Genomic DNA, 3,192 nt, shown 5'->3' with positions numbered 1-3,192 from the left:
CCTATAAGCCACCCATCGAGACGGCGCCGCCGCTGAGCGGCGCCTCTTCTGCGCTTCCTAAGGACGCTGGGGCTGAGGCCGGTTCGCCGGGTGAAGTTCTGTCGGTTTTGTTGAAGCCCTGCTGTTTGAAAATTGAAGACAGAAAGAGAAACGTGGACGGCGAGTTCTTGCGGATCTGGGCTTAGGCCTAGGTCGAACGAGACTTCGGTGTGCTGCGTTTATACAAGAGCCATCGCGGGTTACTTCGGTAATCTGTAGATGTCTCCGTCAATACGCAGTGCGATGCCGGAACAAAATCTCATCCAATCTGAGAGTTTGATCCTGGCTCAGAGCGAACGCTGGCGGCAGGCTTAACACATGCAAGTCGAACGGGCACTTCGGTGCTAGTGGCAGACGGGTGAGTAACACGTGGGAACGTACCTTTCGGTTCGGAATAATTCAGGGAAACTTGGACTAATACCGGATACGCCCTTCGGGGGAAAGATTCATCGCCGATAGATCGGCCCGCGTCTGATTAGCTAGTTGGTGAGGTAATGGCTCACCAAGGCGACGATCAGTAGCTGGTCTGAGAGGATGATCAGCCACATTGGGACTGAGACACGGCCCAAACTCCTACGGGAGGCAGCAGTGGGGAATATTGGACAATGGGCGCAAGCCTGATCCAGCCATGCCGCGTGAGTGATGAAGGCCTTAGGGTTGTAAAGCTCTTTTGTCCGGGAAGATAATGACTGTACCGGAAGAATAAGCCCCGGCTAACTTCGTGCCAGCAGCCGCGGTAATACGAAGGGGGCTAGCGTTGCTCGGAATCACTGGGCGTAAAGGGCGCGTAGGCGGACTTTTAAGTCGGGGGTGAAAGCCCAGGGCTCAACCCTGGAATTGCCTTCGATACTGGGAGTCTTGAGTTCGGAAGAGGTTGGTGGAACTGCGAGTGTAGAGGTGAAATTCGTAGATATTCGCAAGAACACCAGTGGCGAAGGCGGCCAACTGGTCCGATACTGACGCTGAGGCGCGAAAGCGTGGGGAGCAAACAGGATTAGATACCCTGGTAGTCCACGCCGTAAACGATGAATGCCAGCCGTTGGGGAGCTTGCTCTTCAGTGGCGCAGCTAACGCTTTAAGCATTCCGCCTGGGGAGTACGGTCGCAAGATTAAAACTCAAAGGAATTGACGGGGGCCCGCACAAGCGGTGGAGCATGTGGTTTAATTCGAAGCAACGCGCAGAACCTTACCAGCTTTTGACATGTCCGGTTTGATCGACAGAGATGTCTTTCTTCAGTTCGGCTGGCCGGAACACAGGTGCTGCATGGCTGTCGTCAGCTCGTGTCGTGAGATGTTGGGTTAAGTCCCGCAACGAGCGCAACCCTCGCCCCTAGTTGCCATCATTMAGTTGGGAACTCTAGGGGGACTGCCGGTGATAAGCCGCGAGGAAGGTGGGGATGACGTCAAGTCCTCATGGCCCTTACAGGCTGGGCTACACACGTGCTACAATGGCGGTGACAATGGGCAGCGAAAGGGCGACCTCGAGCTAATCCCAAAAAGCCGTCTCAGTTCAGATTGCACTCTGCAACTCGAGTGCATGAAGGTGGAATCGCTAGTAATCGTGGATCAGCATGCCACGGTGAATACGTTCCCGGGCCTTGTACACACCGCCCGTCACACCATGGGAGTTGGGTTTACCCGAAGGCGTTACGCTAACCGCAAGGAGGCAGGCGACCACGGTAGGCTCAGCGACTGGGGTGAAGTCGTAACAAGGTAGCCGTAGGGGAACCTGCGGCTGGATCACCTCCTTTCTAAGGTAGAGGACTTCACGAAGCTTGCTTCGTATCGACCTCTCTTCAGAACAAAGGGACCAGATCAGGTCCCAACATGCGGAACTTGCCGTCTTCGTTTCTCTTTCTCTTTCCGGGCGAATGCGCTGGATYGACTTGGACATKGGTCCTTGTCTCCGGGCATTCTGGGCCAAGCCAGGCTTTGGCCGGTCGATCTTGGGATCGATTTGCCTTGGGCCTGTAGCTCAGTTGGTTAGAGCGCGCGCTTGATAAGCGTGAGGTCGGAGGTTCAAATCCTCCCAGGCCCACCAGTCATCGAGCGCCGAGCTSTCCGACGAGCCGCGGTTTCTTCGAGCCCCTGGGCTCGCAAGGCCGACCGGCCGCCGCGCCTGATGGCGCGTCACTTTACCCAAAAGGGGCCATAGCTCAGTTGGGAGAGSGGTAGCTTTGCAAGCTTCAGGTCGTCGGTTCGATCCCGTCTGGCTCCACCAAATCCGGAAAGTATTCAAGTTTCGTCATCATCGGCAACGATGGTTACGCTGCTGTTTGTCATTGTGAAGAGGGAATGTATTCGAGAGCTGCTCATCCTGCAGCGAGCGGAATGTCCGACACCATCGGCTTCTGTTAAATCGGGTACATTCGGCAAGCATAAATGGTCTTTCTGATCATATGTTCAGCGAATTTGTTTCGCGGACATCGATCATGAGAACGATCAAGTGCCTTAAGAGCATTCGGTGGATGCCTTGGCGCTGAGAGGCGATGAAGGACGTGATACGCTGCGATAAGCCGTGGGGAGCTGCGAATGAGCTTTGATCCGCGGATTTCCGAATGGGGAAACCCACCTTCGATCTCTGTTATTCCAAGGACAGGCTTTCGGGTCTGTTTTTGAGCTAACAGAGATCACAAGARGGTATTGAACTCTGAATACATAGGGGTTCAAAGCTAACCCAGGGAACTGAAACATCTAAGTACCTGGAGGAAAGGACATCAACGAGACTCCGTTAGTAGTGGCGAGCGAACGCGGACCAGGCCAGTGCCTGACTGTAAGTTACCGGAAGTGGTTGGGAAACCACGCATTAATGGGTGATAGCCCCGTACGGATCTGCGAACAGTTGGGACATGAGTAAGGCGGGACACGTGAAATCCTGTCTGAACGTGGGGGGACCACCCTCCAAGCCTAAGTACTCCTCAGCGACCGATAGTGAACAAGTACCGTGAGGGAAAGGTGAAAAGCACCCCGACGAGGGGAGTGAAACAGCACCTGAAACCGAATGCTTACAAACAGTGGGAGCTCAAGGTTCGTCCTGGGTGACCGCGTACCTTTTGTATAATGGGTCAGCGACTTAATCTGACGAGCAAGCTTAAGCCGGTAGGTGTAGGCGCAGCGAAAGCGAGTCTGAACAGGGCGTTCAGTTCGTCGGAT

1 protein-coding gene, 2 tRNA genes and 2 rRNA genes (1 of these 5 running past the window's edge) are annotated in these 3,192 nt (G+C 54.7%); all 5 read left to right on the top strand.

The annotated features are described in order from the left end of the window. A partial coding sequence (locus AC1DE3_RS28095; protein WP_476798078.1) for a hypothetical protein occupies positions 1-185 on the top strand: 185 nt, incomplete at its 5' end. Between the two features lie 118 nt (positions 186-303). After that, positions 304-1,790, top strand: a 16S ribosomal RNA gene (locus tag AC1DE3_RS28090). A 213-nt stretch (positions 1,791-2,003) separates the two neighbouring features. Continuing rightward, positions 2,004-2,080: transfer RNA gene (locus tag AC1DE3_RS28085), tRNA-Ile, on the top strand. 104 nt (positions 2,081-2,184) lie between these two features. Then, a tRNA-Ala gene (locus AC1DE3_RS28080) sits at positions 2,185-2,260 on the top strand. A gap of 219 nt (positions 2,261-2,479) precedes the next feature. Next, positions 2,480-3,192, top strand: a 23S ribosomal RNA gene (locus AC1DE3_RS28075) (it continues 2,094 nt past the right edge of the window). The 16S and 23S rRNA genes sit together here with 2 tRNA genes alongside, the layout of an rRNA operon.

The sequence above is a fragment of the Allobosea sp. 10L417 genome (genome assembly GCF_056395485.1).
The sequence above is the reverse complement of the archived record's forward strand: the minus strand, read 5'-3'. Positions and strand labels throughout refer to the sequence as shown.